We start from the raw sequence: 15,699 nt of genomic DNA, 5'->3' as shown, positions 1-15,699 counted from the left end.
CGGATCCGGCTGCACACATGGGCAGCATGCCCTGGCCAGGTCAGGTGGGTAGGATCGTGGACATGGCTGGCCGGATCAACGAGGAGGACATCGCGCTGGTCCGGGAACGGGCGCGGATCGACGAGGTTGTTGGAGAGTACGTCGCCCTGCGCAATGCTGGTGGCGGTTCCCTGAAAGGGTTGTGCCCCTTTCACGATGAGAAGACCCCCAGTTTCCAGGTGACCCCTTCTCGCGGGCTGTTCTACTGTTTCGGCTGCGGCGAGGGCGGCGACACCATCTCGTTCGTTCAGAAGATCGACAATCTCACCTTCGTCGAGGCGGTCCAGCATCTTGCCGACAAGGTCGGTGTCCAGTTGCGCATCGTTGATGACGGTCGTCCCGGGCTGGAACCAGGTCTGCGTATGCAGATCCTGGCCGCCAACGAAGCGGCCGCGGAGTTCTTCCAGGCCCAAATGTCGACGAAGGAGGGCCAGATCGCGCGAGACTTCGTCGCGGGTCGTGGATTCTCCCACGATGCCGCGGTGCAATTTGGGATGGGATACGCACCGCGCGGTGGTCACGTGCTGCGTGACCACCTGTTGGCCAAGGGATTCACGCCCAAGGCCCTCATCGAATCCGGCTTGGTGCGCTCCCAGGGCTGGGACTTCTTCCAGGGACGCGTACTGTGGCCGATCAAGGACTCCGGTAAATCCGTGCTCGGCTTCGGAGCCAGACGGGTTTATGACGACGACCGACTGCCGGCCAAGTACGTCAACACCCCCGAGACTCCGGTCTACAAGAAGTCCCACGTTCTCTATGGCCTGGACATGGCTCGCGCCAATATTGGCAAGAAGAGCCAGGTCGTCATCGTCGAGGGATACACCGACGTCATGGCGGCACACCTTTCTGGCATCGACACAGCTGTCGCAGCGTGTGGAACGGCATTCGGCGAGGACCATGCCCGACTCATACAGCGGCTGATGGGCAACAGCGGCTCCCTCAATGGTGAGGTGATCTTCACGTTTGACGGTGACGCCGCCGGTCAGAAGGCTGCCCTCAAAGTGTTTCGTGGCGACAACCAGTTTTCCGCGCAGACCTACGTTGCCGTCGAGCCCACAGGGCTAGATCCGTGTGACCTCCTGATGCAGCGAGGTCCAGAAGCCGTTCGCGAGCTGGTGGCGCGTCGGGTTCCGCTGTACCGCTATGTCATGGAGAACACGGTCAGTCAGTTTGATCTTGACCGCGCAGATGGTCGCGTTGCCGCGATCAGGGCGGCAGCGCCTCTGGTCACGAGCATTCGCGATCAGTCCCTCGTCGACGGCTATTTGCGGGAGCTGTCCCAGGTGGTCGGTGCTGACATCGACCTGGTGCGTCGAGAAGTTTCGCGCGCCCGACGGCGGCGTCGCTCTGAGCCGCAGCTGACCGCCGTTCCGCAGCCTCAGCCTGAGCAGAGCCCAGGTATCCCGTGGCCGGATCCGGCAGACGTCTCCTTGTCAGCAGAGCGAGGATTCCTCAAGCTCGCATTGCAACATCCTGACCTCTTCGACGAGGAATGGGACCAGGTCGAGGTTGAGGATCTGCGCCATCCGGCCTACCAGGCCGTGCTCGAGGCTGTCATGGCTGTGCCCCGTGGGCAGGACAGATGGGCGGAGAAGGTCACTGAGGCGACACCGGATCCGCAGGTGAGGCAACTTGAGGTGGCATTGCTTGTGGAGCCAGTGCTGCGCGACGAGCCCGGCCGAGACTACGCGGAGGCCTACGCAGCCAGGGTGCGGTTGTTGTCGATCACCGATGACATCGCGAACCTCAAATCACGCCTACAGCGCACGAATCCGAACCAGGACCGCAAGCTCTATAACGACATGTTCTCTGATCTCGTCACTCTCGAGGCGATACGTAAGAGCCTCATTGTCGCGGGAGGGGCCACCTCAGCCTGATGTGACATCTGTGGACAACTTTTTCTGTGTCCACAGATGGGAGATGAGAGGTTTTCGTCGTGGTCGGGTGCGCGTCATCGTCAGACCATGAGATACGCGGATTTCATCGATGGTGTCGTCGCCCTGGACCCTACTGACGAGCACGAGCTCTTTCGCAGGCTCGATGCCGGAGTGATCGCTGACGCCATCCTGTCCGGACGATTCCTGGCCACGACGCCGGTCACCGTCACCGAATTGACTGTGATTTCTGCTGACGGGGCAGCAGCCAGGCAGGCGCTCTGGCGGCAGATGCTCGCGATGGTGCTCACCCAGGCCCGTCAGGCGGCCTCAACCCATCGGTGCAACCTCGAGGACTTGGTCCAGGCTGGCTGCGTCGGGCTGGGGGAGGCCATCGAGAGGTATGACGAGCGTCGTGGCGCCCGGTTCTCGACGGTGGCTTGGACATGGATCCGTCGTCGTATCGGTGAGGAGGTGGTGCGCCTACGCGGCGCGAGGTCCCGGGCCGCAATGAGGGAGTCGGCGGAGGTTGCCCGGGTCGAGGAAGAGCTGACCGTGCGATCCCATCAGGTACCGAGTAGTAAGGACATTGCTGAACGAATGGGCAAGGACATCATGTGGGTTGAGCGGCGACGTGGTGAGTGCTGGGAAATCGACAGCAACCTCTTGGAACACGTTGCGGCCCCGCAGAACCAGCCCGTGGGTCTGGATTCCCATCTGCTCACCGCTCTACCAGGGCAAGAACGGCATGTGGTGTCCCTGCGCCACGGGTTCGAGGGAGATCCCATGAGTTACGAGGCGGTTGGCGAGGAACTGGGGATGTCGGCGTCCAGCGTGAGACGGATCGAGCAGCGAGCCCTCGGTCGCCTGCGTCGTCGTCTGCAGCAGGCTGGGGCGGCGTGACAGGATGGACACCATGTGGTGGACGAAAGGGCCCAGTTCCGAGGAGATGACCCGGACGCGAGCCGTACTCGGTTTCGACGACGTCAAGGTGCTCGCCTGCGGGCGAGGGGAGGGCACGACCGTCATCGCGGTGACGGAAGGACTCGTCGTCCTCGCCGACGACATGGACTCCGCGGTGGCCTGGCACGAGATCGTCCACGGGGGATGGAACGGTGACACCTCGACGTTGACATGGGACTTCCTGGACGGGGCCGGCGCCTCGGTGGTGCTCGAGAGGCCCGGCAAGATCCCTGAGGTGTTCCGGGCGCGGGTCACCGAGTCCATTGCAGCCACTCGTAGCGTCCCGGTGCGTGGGGGAGATGTCCTCATTGCCGGACGCATTCCAGCCGGCCATCTGGCCGACGCGGAGGATTCCATCACCTGGACGGCGATGGCCAGGGAATCCGCTGATCTCAATGATCCCGAGACTCGGCAAAAGGTGTTGGAGGCTACTGACGCCCTGAAGAAGGAGTGGGGCTGACGGGGCCGACCTGACATGACCGGTCGCAGAGTGTGGCTGACGCGATCGATTTGGCATCAGCCAATGGGTGATGCTAGTGTTTTATCTCGCGCCAGGGCGTTGATCCCCTGTAGCTCAATTGGCAGAGCATCTGACTGTTAATCAGAGGGTTACTGGTTCGAGTCCAGTCGGGGGAGCGCAGGTTATCCCAGATCCCATTCCAGATCTGGGATTTTCCATGCCCATTTTTCATGGACGTGAAAGTGGCCAGCGGAGTGTTTACCGACCGGCCGCTCCCTCGTCAACGGTTTGATCATCCGGTCAGCGGCCTTCCAACTCGGTGAGGAAGTTATCGGCCCACACATCGATCGTCTTGTCGAAGACCTGACGACGCATCGAGCGCATCTTGCGGGCCTTGACCTTCGGCGAGTCGGTGAGGGCCTTCATGATCGTGGCCTTCATGCCGTCGATGTCGTACGGATTGACCATGTAGGCCTGCTTGAGCTCACGAGCAGCACCTGCGAACTCGGAGAGCACCAGGGCTGAGTCGTCGTTGGACCGGCATGCGATGTACTCCTTGGCAACGAGGTTCATGCCATCGCGCACCGGAGTGACGAGCATGAGATCAGCCACCTGGTACATGGCGGCGAGAACCTCACGGGGCACCGACTCGTTGCGGTAGACCACCGCACGATTGGCGATCGTGCCCACCTTGGAGTTGATCTGGCCGACGAGCTGGTTGATGTCATCACGCAGGATCTTGTACTCCTCGACGCGCTCACGCGACGGGGTGGCCAGTTGCAGGAAGACAACCTCATGTGGATCGAGCCTGCCCTCCTTGAACAGCTCTCCCACGGCGCGGATGCGTTGACGAAGACCCTTGGTGTAGTCCAGACGATCGACGCCGAAGATGATCGTCTCCGGGTTGCCCAGATCCTCGCGCAACTTGGTGGCCTCGACCTGGACCTTCTCCGACGTGGCCAGATCGTGGAATCCACGCGAGTCGATGGAAATCGGAAAGTCACGGGCGACGACGTCGCGTCCGTCGGGGGTGTGCGCGCGACCGCGAGAGGCCGTGACACCAGGACGACGCTTGGCCAGACGCAGGAAGTTGGCGGCAGCACCCGGAGTCTGGAATCCGACCAGGTCAGCCCCCAATAGGCCCTCGACGAGATCCTCGCGCCAAGGCAGACGGCTGTAGAGCTCGATTGGGGGGAATGGAATGTGGAGGAAGAACCCGATGCGCAGATCGGGGCGCATCTCGCGCAGGTACTGGGGGACGAGGTTGAGCTGATAATCCTGCACCCACACCGTGGCCCCCTCGGCAGCCTGCTCGGCGGCTTGCTGGGCGAAGCGCCTGTTGACTTTCTGATAGGCCTCCCACCACTCGCGGTGGAAGACCGGCTCGACGACGCAGTCGTGATACAGCGGCCACAACGTGGCGTTGGAGAATCCCTCGTAATACTCCTCGACCTCTTGTGCGCTCAAAGGGATCGGGTGGATGTCGTAGCCATCATGATGGAAGGACTCGACGACCTCGTCGGGAGCACCGTGCCAGCCGATCCATGCGCCGCCCTTGCGCTGCATGACCGGCTCAAGCGCCGTCACCAGACCACCGGGGGAGGACTGCCAGCTGACGTGACCCTCATCGTCGACTTTTCGGTCCACGGGCAGGCGGTTTGCGATGACAAGGAAATCAACCTTGTCCTGGACGGTCTCCGACATCTCTGATCACACCTCTCATGGAGCTCCTGCCGCACAGCAGGCCCACTTTCACGCTATCAAGCAGGAGTTCCCGGCGAGGATGATCCTTGCCATTTGGAGGCTGAGAGTCCGCCAAGGGGCCGATGTGTGTGACGATGGGGCCATGACTGACCGTCCTGCCCCAGCAGAAAAGTCGTGGGCCCCTCTCACGGATGCCGGAAGGGGGCTTCTTGACGCCGTCGCCGCCGACCCGGGCTCAGTGCTGCTTGCCCTGGACTTCGACGGTACTCTCGCCCCCATCGTCGACGATCCCGCCGACTCGGCCATGGCCGAACAGTCCCGAGAGGCGATGTCACGGATGGACGGCAAGCTGGCCACCATGGCGATCGTCACCGGACGCGACGTGGCCGCAGTGCGGCGTATGACCGCCGTCGACGAGGCTCCGGGTCTGGAGCACCTGGTGGTGCTGGGACAGTACGGGGTCGAGCGTTACGACGCCGCATCCGGGGCGCTGCGGGACCCGGAGGTGCCGAAGTCGGTGCGCATCGCCAAGAGGCGTCTCGAGCAGCTCGCCGAGGAACTTGGCCAGCAGGATTCGCGTGATCGTGGCTGTCGGATCGAGGACAAGGGTCGTGCTGTCGCCCTGCACACTCGCCGAGCCGCTGATCCGGCTCACGCCTTGGCCGCCGCAGTGCCGAGAGCCCGTGAGATCGCCGAGGAACTGGATCTCCACTGCGAGGACGGACGCAACATCATCGAGCTCAAGTCCGCCATGGTCACCAAGGCCCAGGCCCTGCGCGAGCTCATTGACGAGGTGACGCCGCGGGTCGTCATCATGTGTGGTGACGACCTGGGGGACGTTCCTGCCCTTAAGGCCATCTCGGAGTGGATCGCGCAGGGTCACCCTGGTGCCCGCGTCGTGAGCTACTCTGACGAGCAGCCGTCCATGGCCGATCACGCCGACATCATCTGTGACCAGACCGAAGGGGTCTCGGCCTTCCTGTCAGCACTCGCAGACCGGGTGCGTCCCACAAAGTGATACACAGTCTTGAAATATAAGACAAAATCGCCCTTTTTTTGAAACCTCAAGTCAACTGTGATTATCTGATTTCAGACGCCATTGATGAACGTTGTGGCGCGGCTGCGGGGCAGTCCCGGGAAAGCTGATGGACGTCACGACGAAATCATCGATCATGGTTCATGAATGGAAGGACGAAAAGGTGAACACACACCGTGTCTGGGGTCATCGTGCCGGTCGATCGGTCATGAGCTCCATCATGATGATGTGTTCGATGTGTCGGTGTTGTTGCTGATCTTAGGTTGATCGCAGAGACCCGGGCAAGAGACGTCACGTCCCTCGTGTCCACGCCAGCGCACACCATGTCCATCCTTGAATCCGCTCCCATCTGCGTGCTTTTGAAAAGATCGCAATGATGTCGCAGGATTGTTCTGAACGGAATTACCCCATGATCCTTACCGGCTTACTCGTTGGAATTGCTTTCGGCTTTGTTATGCAACGCGGTCGCTTCTGTGTGACGAACGCCTTTCGTCAGGTGTGGGTTGCCAGGAGCACCACGTGGATCACAGCTTTTCTGCTCGTGATCGCCCTCCAGGCCATCGGTGTCACGACGTTGACCCAACTCGGCGTCATTCACCTCGCCTGGAAGGCGCTGCCATGGCTCGGCGTCATCGTTGGAGGGCTGCTTTTCGGCGTGTCGATCGTGCTGGCCGGCGGGTGCGCCACCGGAACCTGGTTCCGTAGCGGTGAGGGTCTTGTCGGATCCTGGATTGCCCTGGTGTTCTACGCAGTTGGCGCGGCGGCCATGAAGTATGGCGCCCTGTCGGGGCTCAACCAGTCGGTGCGGTCCTTCACGGCTCCGGTGACGACGATCCCTGCTCTGGGAATCTCTCCCTGGATTCCCACCATCGTCCTGGCCCTTGTCGTCGGCGTCCTGGTGTGGCGTCAGCTGCGCAAGCCGACCCGAAAGGTCGCCACCCTTCCGCCGGAGAAGACAGGTGTCGCGCACTGGCTCTTCGAGGCCAAGTGGCATCCGTTCCTCACCGCGGCCCTCATCTCGGTGATCGCGATCATCACCTACCCGCTCAGCGAGGCTGCGGGTCGTCACGCCGGGCTGGGGATCACCACCCCGACCGGCAACCTGCTGGAGTGGGCGGTGACCGGCGATGCCTCCTACGTCGACTGGGGAGTGTTGCTCGTGCTTGGCATCCTCGTCGGCTCCTTCATCGCCGCCAAGGTATCCGGCGAGTTTCGGGTCCGGGTTCCTGACTCCACCCAGGTCGTCAAGTCGATCGTCGGAGGTCTTGGAATGGGAGTCGGGGCCAGCTGGGCCGGAGGCTGCACCATCGGTAACGCGATGGTCGAGACCGCTCAGTTCAGCTTCCAGGGATGGATCGCCTTCCTCTTCATGTTCCTGGGTGTGGGTCTCGGCACGAAGGTCTTCGTGCTCGGCTTCACCCGACGCGGCCCCGGACTGGGGACGCTGCCAACCGCCACCGTCACTGAAGGAGTGTCATGACCACCCATGTTCTCGAGACCGGTGGGCAGGTGTGCCCGTTCCCGCTGGTCGAGGCTCAGAAAGCTATCGCTGAACTGCCTGTCGGAGACCGGCTGACGATCAACTTCGACTGCACTCAGGCCACCGAGTCCATCCCGGAATGGGCTGCCACGGCCGGGTACCCGGTCACCGATTTCCGAAAGGTGGGTGATGCCGGCTGGACGATCACCGTCGAAAAGGCATGACTCACACGAATCTGTGCACATCAGAATCGCACACTGACTGACTCAAACCTCAATCGAAAGGACTGACACCATGGCGAAGATTGCTCACGACGTCACCGAACTCATCGGCGACACCCCGTTGGTCAAGATCAACACACTCTTCCCGGAGTCGAAGGCCACCGTGCTGGCCAAGCTGGAGTTCTTCAACCCGGCTTCCAGCGTGAAGGACCGCATCGCCAAGTCCATCATCGACGCGGCGGAGGCCTCCGGACAGCTCAAGGCCGGTGGAACCATCGTCGAGGCCACGTCCGGTAACACCGGCGTCGGTCTGGCTCTCGTCGGCGCAGCTCGCGGCTACAAGGTCATCATCACCATGCCCGAGACGATGTCCAAGGAGCGTCGCGCCATCATCCGTCTGCTGGGTGCCGAGCTCGTGCTCACCCCGGGCGCTGACGGCGTTCCGGGTGCCAACGCCAAGGCCGCCGAGATCGTCAAGGAGACCCCTGGCGCCATCCTGGCCAGCCAGTTCGACAATCCGGCCAACCCTCAGATCCATCACGACGCCACCGGCGAGGAGATCTGGAACGACACCGAGGGCAAGGTTGACGCCATCGTCGCCGGCATCGGCACTGGCGGCACCATCACCGGCGTCGGCAAGTACCTCAAAGAGAAGAACCCTGAGGTGAAGACCTTCGGCGCCGAGCCCGCCGAGTCCCCGGTCATCACCAAGGGTGAGAAGGCCCCGCACAAGATCCAGGGCTGGGGGCCGGGCTTCGTGCCGGAAAACCTCGACAAGTCCGTCATTGACGAGATCTTGTTGGTCCCCGGTGATGAGGCCATCGCGCTGGCTCGTCGCGCCGCAGCGGAGGAGGGCGTCATCACGGGTATTTCCGGTGGTGGCGCTTTGCAGGCCGCTGGTCAGGTCGCAGCTCGTCCGGAGTTCGCCGGTAAGACGATCGTTGTCGTCATCGCCGACACTGGTGAGCGCTACCTGTCGACCGCTCTCTTCGAGGGTCTCGTCGGCTGACGACTGATTCGCGGATCGGCCGGTACCCCACGGGGTGCCGGCCGATGTGTGTCACGAGCCAGTGTGGTCGGCGATCACCCGAGCGATCGTCGTCAGCGCTGTTGACAAGGTGTCGTCATCATGGCTGCCGAATCCGAGCACGATCCCAGACACGTGGGCATCGGTCGAGCCCCAATAGGTCGAGAGAGGAGTGACGCCAACCCCCTCGCGACGACACCGCCGGACGACCTCCTCCTCCGATCCGGCAAAGAGCAGCACCGCGTGCAGTCCGCCGTCGATGGGCTGCAAGGTCGCTCCTGGCACCGATCCCAGGGTCTCGATGACGGTGTGGCGACGGCGTCGGTACACCTGACGCATCCGCTGGGTACGACGCCGTAGCGCCCCGGTCGACAGGTAGTCCGCCACGGCCTGCTGGACAATGGCCGGAACGGGTTGGCCGGTGGCCAGGCGCTGTCCTGCGAACGAATGAACAAGGTCGGGTGGGACCACGAGATAGCCACATCCCAAGGTGGGTGTGAGGACGGACGAGAAGGTGCCCAACAAGATGGTGTGTTCCTCGTCCAGAGAGGCCAACGCCGGGAGGGGAGCACCGACGTGACGCAGCTCGGAGTCGAAGTCGTCCTCGACAATCCAACAATCCGCCCGCTCAGCCCATTCGATGACGGCAGCACGACGACTCGCCGACAAGGATCCTCCCCAGGGGTACTGGTGGCTCGGCGTGATGAGCACTGCATCCAGATCCGTCGCGTCACGTCCGGTCGGGAGGCCATCGGGGTCAAGTCCTTCATCATCAGTCGGCAGCCCGACGGTGTGATGGCCAAGTGCCGTCGGTACCTTCCTCAAACTGGGGTACCCAGGGCTCTCGACCCCGATCGTCAGGTGTCGAGATCCATCGCAGAGCACCTGGACGAGCTCGGCCAGCCCGGCGCGGGCTCCGCCGGTGACGACGACTTGACGCGGGTCCGTGAGCAGGCTTCGCATCTGACGCAGGTGCTCGGCGATTTCATGACGCAGCCGTGGGGACCCCAACGGATCAGTGATCCGGCGCGGTCGGACACAGGCTCGATGCCAGGCCGATCGCCAGGCCGAGTTCGCCAGTCCGGCGGTGTCAGGTGCCCCGGGTGTGAGGTCAATTCCGTGACGACGGTGAGGAGATGGGGGAAGGATCGGCGTCGCGGTGCGTCGGTGGAGACCTCGCAGGTCAGGGTTGACCTGGGTGCCCGACCCGCTCGCTGCGACGAGATACCCCTCGGCCTCCAGCTGCTCGTAGGAGGCGACGACGGTACCGCGGGACACCCCGAGCTGTGCGGACAACGCCCTGGTGCTCGGCAGGTGGTCACCGGGGGCGAGCACCCCGTCCATGATGAGCCCGCGCATTCCTTCGCAGATCCGCACCGGCAGCGGTCGGGGATCTCGAGGAAGATCCAGCGGCACGTCGACGACGAGGTCTGGTCTCATCCCGTCCACCCGCAAAGCGGTCCAACAAAAGTGGTCACATATGGATCTTGTCATGAACCACAATTGCCGATTCGATGGGGTTCATGACTCAGAACATCACTGCAACCACTGGAACCACGCGGGTCAAGCGCGGACTGGCCGACATGCTCAAGGGCGGCGTCATCATGGACGTCGTCACTCCCGAGCAGGCACGAATCGCCGAGGACGCCGGAGCCTGTGCCGTCATGGCCCTCGAGCGCGTCCCTGCTGACATTCGGGCCCAGGGCGGAGTGGCCCGGATGAGTGATCCTGACCTCATCGACGGGATCATCGACGCCGTGTCCATCCCCGTGATGGCCAAGGCGCGAATCGGTCATTTCGTCGAGGCTCAGGTGCTTGAGTCCCTCAAGGTGGACTTCATCGATGAGTCCGAGGTGCTTAGCCCGGCTGACTACGCCAACCACATCGACAAGTGGGCCTTCGACGTCCCCTTCGTCTGTGGCGCGACCACTCTCGGCGAGGCTCTGCGTCGGATCACCGAGGGTGCTGCCATGATCCGCTCCAAGGGTGAGGCTGGTACCGGTGACGTCTCCGAAGCTGTCCGTCACCTGCGCACCATTCGAGGCGAGATGGCACGTCTGAGCAGCATGTCTCCTGACGAGCTCTACGTCGCCGCGAAGGAGCTGCAGGCTCCCTATGACCTCGTCGCCGAGGTGGCTCGTACCGGTGAGCTTCCCGTGGTGCTCTTCGTTGCTGGTGGTGTGTCCACCCCGGCTGACGCCGCCCTTGTCATGCAGATGGGTGCCCAGGGCGTCTTCGTCGGGTCAGGCATTTTCAAGTCCGGCAATCCTGCTGCCCGTGCCGCTGCCATCGTCAAGGCCACCACGGCCTACGACGATCCCGGCACCATCGCCGAGGTCTCCCGTGGTCTGGGCGAGGCCATGGTTGGCATCAACGTTGCCGACGTCCCGGCACCGCATCGTCTCGCCGAGCGGGGTTGGTGAGGTGGCTGCGCTCATCGGGGTCGTCGCCTTGCAGGGCGGATTCGCCGAGCACGTCGAGGTTCTTGAATCGCTTGGCGCGACGACTCGTCGGGTCCGTCGGGAGGCTGATCTCGACGGACTCGACGGGATCGTCCTTCCCGGTGGGGAGTCGACGGTCATCGACAGGCTGATGCGCTCCTTCGGGCTCGCTGACCCGCTGCGCGAAGCCATCGCCGGGAGTCTGCCGGTACTGGCCACCTGCGCTGGTCTCGTCGTCCTGGCGAAGGAGCTCGAGGACGCTGCCACGTATCAGCAGACCCTTGGCCTGCTTGACGTCACCGTGCGGCGCAATGCCTTCGGATCCCAGCTCGACTCGTTCGAGGGACATCTGGACATCGACGGTGTGGGCAAGGCAATTCCTGCCACCTTCATTCGCGCCCCTATCGTCACCCGGATCGGGCCCGGTGTCGATGTCATCTCGAGGCTGCCTGACGAAGCTGGTGAGGCCAGCGGAGCCATCGTCGGGGTCAGACAGGGAGCCATCCTCGCCCTCTCCTTCCATCCCGAGGAGACGACCGACGACCGAGTACACCGAATGTGGCTGGATGAGCTGTCCGGCAGGGGCCGCCAGGCTGTGTGAGGGCCAAGTCCGACCCCTCCTGAACACTGTTCAAGGGAGACGACTAGCATTCTGCGCTGTGAGTCCTGAACAGCATCTTCTCGAATACGACAGGCGCCATGTCTGGCACCCCTACGCCCCGACGGTCGGGGCCGACCCGATGCTTACCGTCACCGCCGCTGACGGAGTTCGGTTGCAGCTCCATGACGGGGAGCGCCGCTACGAGGTCATCGATGGCATGGCCTCGTGGTGGTGCCAGATTCATGGTTATCGCAACCCCGTCCTCGACGAGGCCCTGAACCGTCAGAGCTGCCAGTTCAGCCATGTGATGTTCGGTGGTCTCACTCATCAGGCAGCCGTTGACGCCGTCAAGGCCCTCGTCGATCTCGCCCCGAAGCCACTGGATCGGGTCTTCCTGGCCGACTCTGGCTCGGTGGGTGTCGAGGTGAGTCTCAAACTGGCTCGTCAGGTGCAGATTGCGCGCACTGCAGCGCGTGGTGGCACCCTCACCCGTACTCGGATCGCCGCGCTGCGCGGTGCTTACCACGGCGACACCCTCGGCGCCATGAGTGTGTGTGACCCGGTTGGTGGCATGCACGCCATGTTCTCCGACTCGATTCCCCAACAACTCTTTCTGCCCCGTCCGCCCGCCTTCGATGCCGATACCGAGGCCGTCGAGACCTGGTGTGTCCAGGCTGATGAGATCCTTGATGGGCACCGCGACGAGCTGGCCGGCATCATCGTCGAGCCGGTCCTGCAGGGGGCGGGCGGCATGTGGCCGTGGTCTCCGGCATGTCTGAAGCACCTTCGCCAGCGTGCCGATGACCTTGACCTCGTCCTCATCGCAGACGAGGTCGCCACCGGACTCTGTCGCACCGGCAAGCTCTTCGCTTGCGAGTGGGCCGACATCGTTCCCGACATCATGGTCGTCGGGAAATCCATGACCGGCGGGTACATGACCCAGTCCGCGGTACTGTGCTCGAACGAGCTGGCCAGTGAGGTCAGCCGAGGCCCGGGCGGATCCCTCATGCACGGGCCGACCTTCATGGGAAATCCGCTGGCCAGCGCAGTCACCGCGGCCAGCCTGGGTATCGTCGCCCAGGGTGGCTGGGAGGACGACGTCGCCCGGATCAACAAGGTGATGGCCCGTGAGCTGGTGCCGCTGCGTGACCTCAATGGTGTCACCGACGTGCGTGTCTTCGGTGCCATCGCAGCTGTACAGGTCGAGAACCCGATCGTCATGCGTCGCGCCACCCGTACCGGGGTCGAGAACGGGGTGTGGCTGCGTCCCTTCCGTGATCTCGTCTATGCCATGCCGCCCTACATCTGTACCGAGGACGATCTCGTGAGGATGGCTGCCGGAATACGGACGGTCGTCACAGATCAGGTGGAGAACACATCACAGGAGGACTCATGAGGATCACCGATCTCGACGGAATTGTCATCGTCACCGGAACCGACACCGACGCCGGAAAGACCGTCACCACCGCCGTCATCGCCTCGGCCCTGAAGCAGGCAGGCAAGGACGTCCTCATCATCAAGCCTTACCAGACCGGGTTGGCCCCTGAGGAACCCGGCGACGTCCATGACGCAGGTCGCCTCGCAGGTATTGATGCCGACAATCTGGCGGAGTACGTACGCTGTCCTGAGCCACTGGCACCGACGACCTCGGCTGCCCGCGCCGGGATGACGATTCCCTCCATCGAGGAGGTCGCGGCGCGAGTCCTCGTTGACTCCGACGGTCACGACGTAACCCTCGTTGAGGGAGCCGGGGGAATCCTCGTCGGTCTGGACAACGACGGGGCCGGTGTCCTCGACCTCATGGATTCCCTGGCGCGTCGCGGCCACGCACCCCACGTCGTCGTCGCCACCCGCTCGGTGCTGGGCACCCTCAACCACACCGGACTGACCTGCAACGCCATCCGCGATCGCGGGCACCAGGTCGACGCCATCATCATCGGTTCCTGGCCGGCCGAGCCTGACCTGGCCGAGAAATGCAACCTCGAGGAGATCGAGGATGCCGCCGGAGCCCCGCTGGCCGGAGTTGTTCCTGCTGGCATCGGAGAGGACCCCGACGCCGTCCAGCAGACCGCCCTGACATTTGGAGACGCTCAGTGAGCGCAACCCTCGCCCCCGACTCCCAGTTGGAGGACCTGGGCTACCAGCCCAGTCTGAACCGTCAACTTCCCTTTGGTTCGCTGGTGGTCTACGGACTGCTCTTCTTCGTCCCGATGGCCCCGGTTGCCGTCTTCGGCCCGGTGGTCAACCGGTCAGGCGGGGTGCCGGTGCTGGTGTACCTGGTGGCCGCAGCTGTGATGGGGCTGTCAGCGATCAGCTACCGGGAGATGTCCCTGCGCTTCCCGGTCGCTGGATCGGTGTATGGGTACACCCGGTTCTCCCTGGGTCGCACTCCTGGGTTCATCGCCGGATGGCTCATCCTGCTCGACTACATCCTCATGCCCGCCCTGCTGACGGTGCTCTCGGCTGTCGCCCTGGCCCACATCTGGCCCAGCGTGCCGAGGGGGATCTTCGCCGTGGTCTTCGTGCTGGCCTCCATGGCCCTCAGCTTGCAGGGAATGACGGTCACCATCCGAGTTGGCATCGTCTTGCTGGCCATCCAGTTGGGGACGATCGCCATCTTCCTGGTGTGCGTAGGTAGCTCGGTGGCCAGCGGTGACGTGGTGTGGAGCTGGCATGCCCTGTGGCGCCCCGGGACGTCGTGGGCGTCGGTGGCCTCCGCAGTGTCCATCGCCGCCCTGAGCTACCTCGGTTTCGACGCCGTCGCCACCCTCAACGAGGAGGCCCGCGGGGGAGGACGAGCCGTCGGCATCGCGACTCTCTGCCTCGTTGGCTTGCTCGCTGTTGTCTTCGGGGTACAGGTGCTGGCCGCCGGGCTGGTTTCCGACACCACCCATTTCGCTGCCGGAGGAGCGACCAACCGGGCCTTTTACCACGCCGTCGATCAGGTGTGCCCGAGTTGGTTCACCCTGGTCTTCATCGTCGTCAACGCCTTCGTCGCCATCTTCGCCTGTCTGGTCGTCGCCCACTCCTCGACGGCCCGCCTGGTCTTCGCGATGGCTCGTGACAAGGTGATGCCCTCGTTGCTCTCACGTACCAATTCCAAGGGTGTGCCGTGGGTGGCCATCGTCGCCGTCGCCGCCGTCACCTCGATCTTGGCTGTCGCCTTCGATTCCCACGTCGAGACGATGACGACCCTGGTGACCTTCGGTGCGCTGTCAAGCTACGTCTTCCTGCACGCTGACGTCATTGTCCAGTGCGTGTTCAAGGAGAGGTCACACACATGGGTGCGTCACCTCATGGTGCCGATCCTGGGTGCGATCACCTTGCTCATCGCCGTGGCCAAGACCGAGGAGATGACGCGGATCGTGGGCCTCAGCTGGCTCGCGGCTGGTGTCATCGGTGCGATCATCGCTCGGACGCACAGGTCACGTCAGGCTGGGAAATTGACCTCACATCAAGCGTGATTCCATCCCGAAGAGGCCGCTCATCGCCCACACCGTGAGAGAGGATGTTCGCGGGGACGGTGAGCAGGGTTGGCCGGGTGAATCTGCCGATGCGGGCAGGTTGTTGATGGGGTTCGATAACAGAGCCGTGATGGCGGCGACGGCCAGCAGGCCGAGCGAGGTCTGGCCGGAGAGGACGAGACGGTTGATGAGGTCTCCCAGCCCGTTGCTGACGATGGCCTCGACGATGATTCCCAGACACAGAACGAAGGACAGGAAGAGGGGGCTTGGTGGCGCGCAGGGCGCGTCCGGCCCGACTGCGAAGCTCCCGTTGTGATGGACGAACCTCAGTACCATCAGTGACCTTTCCGGAGAGTTTCTCGCGGAACTCGACATGCATCGCCAACCAT

General features: G+C 63.5%; 15 protein-coding genes and 1 tRNA gene. 13 read left to right on the top strand and 3 right to left on the bottom strand.

Annotated elements, in window-relative coordinates; genetic code table 11:
- The first annotated feature begins 62 nt into the window (after positions 1 to 62).
- The 4 genes from dnaG (at position 63) to ACSJJT_RS02065 (ending at position 3,512) form a co-directional block, all read left to right on the top strand.
- Positions 63 to 1,916 carry a DNA primase gene (dnaG, locus tag ACSJJT_RS02080; protein WP_500861877.1) on the top strand — a complete coding sequence of 618 codons (1,854 nt, stop codon included), beginning with the start codon at positions 63 to 65 and terminating at the stop codon, positions 1,914 to 1,916.
- A gap of 87 nt (positions 1,917 to 2,003) precedes the next feature.
- On the top strand, positions 2,004 to 2,816 hold the full coding sequence (locus ACSJJT_RS02075) for a sigma-70 family RNA polymerase sigma factor (RefSeq protein WP_435916710.1): 813 nt from the start codon (positions 2,004 to 2,006) through the stop codon (positions 2,814 to 2,816).
- A gap of 4 nt (positions 2,817 to 2,820) precedes the next feature.
- Positions 2,821 to 3,336 carry a hypothetical protein gene (locus ACSJJT_RS02070; protein WP_435916709.1) on the top strand — a complete coding sequence of 172 codons (516 nt, stop codon included), beginning with the start codon at positions 2,821 to 2,823 and terminating at the stop codon, positions 3,334 to 3,336.
- 103 nt (positions 3,337 to 3,439) lie between these two features.
- Positions 3,440 to 3,512 (top strand) — tRNA-Asn (locus tag ACSJJT_RS02065).
- 124 nt (positions 3,513 to 3,636) lie between these two features.
- On the opposite strand, the gene ACSJJT_RS02060 is transcribed toward ACSJJT_RS02065, so the two are convergent.
- Entirely contained in the window at positions 3,637 to 5,040 is a 1,404-nt protein-coding gene (locus ACSJJT_RS02060; protein ID WP_435916708.1) for an alpha,alpha-trehalose-phosphate synthase (UDP-forming), read from the bottom strand.
- A 124-nt stretch (positions 5,041 to 5,164) separates the two neighbouring features.
- On the opposite strand from ACSJJT_RS02060, the gene otsB reads away from it, so the two are divergent.
- The 4 genes from otsB to cysK all read left to right on the top strand — a co-directional run bounded on the left by otsB (position 5,165) and on the right by cysK (position 8,786).
- Entirely contained in the window at positions 5,165 to 6,058 is an 894-nt protein-coding gene (otsB, locus tag ACSJJT_RS02055; RefSeq protein WP_435917028.1) for a trehalose-phosphatase, read from the top strand.
- Positions 6,059 to 6,551: 493 nt separating this feature from the next.
- Positions 6,552 to 7,556, top strand: coding sequence for a YeeE/YedE family protein (locus ACSJJT_RS02050; RefSeq protein ID WP_435916707.1), 1,005 nt, complete (start codon positions 6,552 to 6,554; stop codon positions 7,554 to 7,556).
- Positions 7,553 to 7,780 (top strand): sulfurtransferase TusA family protein, encoded by a 228-nt coding sequence (locus tag ACSJJT_RS02045; RefSeq protein WP_435916706.1) that lies wholly within the window; start codon positions 7,553 to 7,555, stop codon positions 7,778 to 7,780. The genes ACSJJT_RS02050 and ACSJJT_RS02045 overlap by 4 nt, the downstream gene beginning before the upstream one ends.
- 70 nt (positions 7,781 to 7,850) lie before the next feature.
- Complete coding sequence (gene cysK, locus ACSJJT_RS02040; RefSeq protein ID WP_435916705.1) at positions 7,851 to 8,786, top strand: cysteine synthase A; 936 nt, start codon at positions 7,851 to 7,853, stop codon at positions 8,784 to 8,786.
- Between the two features lie 51 nt (positions 8,787 to 8,837).
- On the opposite strand, the gene pdxR is transcribed toward cysK, so the two are convergent.
- A complete protein-coding gene (pdxR, locus tag ACSJJT_RS02035; protein ID WP_435916704.1) occupies positions 8,838 to 10,244 on the bottom strand; it encodes a MocR-like pyridoxine biosynthesis transcription factor PdxR in 1,407 nt (468 codons plus the stop codon).
- Positions 10,245 to 10,327: 83 nt separating this feature from the next.
- Between pdxR and pdxS the strand changes: the two genes are divergently transcribed.
- The 5 genes from pdxS to ACSJJT_RS02010 are packed head-to-tail and all read left to right on the top strand — an operon-like array spanning position 10,328 to position 15,310.
- Entirely contained in the window at positions 10,328 to 11,227 is a 900-nt protein-coding gene (gene pdxS / locus ACSJJT_RS02030) for a pyridoxal 5'-phosphate synthase lyase subunit PdxS (RefSeq protein WP_500861876.1), read from the top strand.
- 1 nt (position 11,228) lies between these two features.
- On the top strand, positions 11,229 to 11,846 hold the full coding sequence (gene pdxT, locus ACSJJT_RS02025; RefSeq protein WP_435916703.1) for a pyridoxal 5'-phosphate synthase glutaminase subunit PdxT: 618 nt from the start codon (positions 11,229 to 11,231) through the stop codon (positions 11,844 to 11,846).
- A 58-nt stretch (positions 11,847 to 11,904) separates the two neighbouring features.
- On the top strand, positions 11,905 to 13,242 hold the full coding sequence (bioA, locus tag ACSJJT_RS02020; protein WP_435916701.1) for an adenosylmethionine--8-amino-7-oxononanoate transaminase: 1,338 nt from the start codon (positions 11,905 to 11,907) through the stop codon (positions 13,240 to 13,242).
- Entirely contained in the window at positions 13,239 to 13,943 is a 705-nt protein-coding gene (gene bioD / locus ACSJJT_RS02015) for a dethiobiotin synthase (RefSeq protein ID WP_435916700.1), read from the top strand. Before bioA ends, bioD begins: the two co-directional genes overlap by 4 nt.
- Positions 13,940 to 15,310, top strand: coding sequence for an APC family permease (locus tag ACSJJT_RS02010; protein WP_435916699.1), 1,371 nt, complete (start codon positions 13,940 to 13,942; stop codon positions 15,308 to 15,310). The genes bioD and ACSJJT_RS02010 overlap by 4 nt, the downstream gene beginning before the upstream one ends.
- Here ACSJJT_RS02010 and ACSJJT_RS02005 read toward each other — a convergent pair.
- On the bottom strand, positions 15,296 to 15,646 hold the full coding sequence (locus ACSJJT_RS02005) for a hypothetical protein (RefSeq protein ID WP_435916698.1): 351 nt from the start codon (positions 15,644 to 15,646) through the stop codon (positions 15,296 to 15,298). The genes ACSJJT_RS02010 and ACSJJT_RS02005 overlap by 15 nt on opposite strands.
- Positions 15,647 to 15,699: the final 53 nt, after the last annotated feature.

Origin of the sequence: Cutibacterium nasicola, from assembly GCF_051303185.1 — a bacterium.
GTDB lineage: Bacteria > Actinomycetota > Actinomycetes > Propionibacteriales > Propionibacteriaceae > Cutibacterium.
This window is presented reverse-complemented; position numbering and strand designations above follow the sequence as displayed.

Excerpts from the sequence above, each read along its gene's own strand:
- dnaG (WP_500861877.1), top strand. The coding sequence starts at position 63 with ATGGCTGGCCGGATCAACGAGGAGGACATCGCGCTGGTCCGGGAACGG.
- ACSJJT_RS02075 (WP_435916710.1), top strand. The coding sequence starts at position 2,004 with ATGAGATACGCGGATTTCATCGATGGTGTCGTCGCCCTGGACCCTACT.
- ACSJJT_RS02070 (WP_435916709.1), top strand. The coding sequence starts at position 2,821 with ATGGACACCATGTGGTGGACGAAAGGGCCCAGTTCCGAGGAGATGACC.
- ACSJJT_RS02060 (WP_435916708.1), bottom strand. The coding sequence starts at position 5,040 with ATGTCGGAGACCGTCCAGGACAAGGTTGATTTCCTTGTCATCGCAAAC.
- ACSJJT_RS02045 (WP_435916706.1), top strand. The coding sequence starts at position 7,553 with ATGACCACCCATGTTCTCGAGACCGGTGGGCAGGTGTGCCCGTTCCCG.
- cysK (WP_435916705.1), top strand. The coding sequence starts at position 7,851 with ATGGCGAAGATTGCTCACGACGTCACCGAACTCATCGGCGACACCCCG.
- pdxR (WP_435916704.1), bottom strand. The coding sequence starts at position 10,244 with ATGAGACCAGACCTCGTCGTCGACGTGCCGCTGGATCTTCCTCGAGAT.
- pdxS (WP_500861876.1), top strand. The coding sequence starts at position 10,328 with ATGACTCAGAACATCACTGCAACCACTGGAACCACGCGGGTCAAGCGC.
- bioD (WP_435916700.1), top strand. The coding sequence starts at position 13,239 with ATGAGGATCACCGATCTCGACGGAATTGTCATCGTCACCGGAACCGAC.
- ACSJJT_RS02005 (WP_435916698.1), bottom strand. The coding sequence starts at position 15,646 with ATGGTACTGAGGTTCGTCCATCACAACGGGAGCTTCGCAGTCGGGCCG.